Here is a 943-nt window from a genome sequence, read left to right as displayed (position 1 = left end):
GGCGGCGGTCATGGTGGGGTCTGCGCCTGTTCGCGCCAGGATCTGGGCGGGGGTCGGCCGCTCGGCCGGGGTCTTGCGGAGGCAGTCCCGTACGAGGTCGCGCAGGTCGGCCGGTACGCCGTCGAGCACCGGCTCCTCGTAGGCGATGCGGTGCAGCAGCCGGGAGATGCCGCGCCAGTCGTCCGCGTCGCCGAACGGTGGTGCGCCGGTGGCCGCGTAGGCCAGTACCGCGCCGAGGCCGAACACGTCGCAGGCCGGGGTCGGCGGCTCGCCGCGGACCAGTTCGGGGGCCATGAAGGCGGGTGTGCCGATGAGCCGGCCGGTGGGGGCCGGGCTGCCGCCGGGCTCCGGAAGGTCGGCCTCCGCCCGGGCGCGGGCGATGCCGGAGTCGATGACGCGGGGGCCGTCGGGGGTGACCAGGACGCGGGACGGCTTGAGGGACCGGTGGACCAGGCCGGCGGCGTGGATGTCCTGGAGGGCGTACGCGAGGCCGGCGGCCAGGGCCCGTAACGAACGGCCCGGCAGCGGGCCGAAGTCGTGCGCCACGACCTGGCGGAGGGAGGGGGCGGCGACGTAGGCGGTGGCGAGCCAAGGGGTCTCCGCCTCGGTGTCGGCGTCGAGGACCGGAACGGTCCATTTCGAGCTGAGGCCGCGGGACGCGGCGACCTCGCGCCGGAACGGGATCCGGAACTCCTCGTGGCGGGCGAGCTCGCGTGGGACGAGGGTGACGGCGACGGTCCGGCCGTCGTCGGACCGGGCGAGGTGGACGCCGCGGCCCGGGTCGCCGGCGGCGCTGAGCCGGGACAGCAGGTGGTACGGGCCGATGCGGTGCGCGTCGTGCGGAAGCAGATGGTCCATGGCCGGTTGGTCCTTCCCCCTAGGACTGCCGAACGAGCCGACGATAGTGCGGGCCGGGGCGCCTGTGCAGAGGGAGGGACGGGTC

The 943-nt window shown here is 75.7% G+C and carries 1 protein-coding gene; it reads right to left on the bottom strand.

Going from position 1 to position 943, the window contains the following annotated elements:
* Positions 1–858: serine/threonine-protein kinase (locus EF918_RS36130; protein ID WP_148141372.1), on the bottom strand; the 858-nt coding region annotated here is incomplete at its 3' end.
* Positions 859–943: the final 85 nt, after the last annotated feature.

Source organism: Streptomyces sp. WAC06614 (genome assembly GCF_003949795.1).
Lineage (GTDB): Bacteria > Actinomycetota > Actinomycetes > Streptomycetales > Streptomycetaceae > Streptomyces.
Note: the sequence above shows the minus strand (reverse complement) of the source record. Positions and strands in the feature narration are given on the sequence as shown.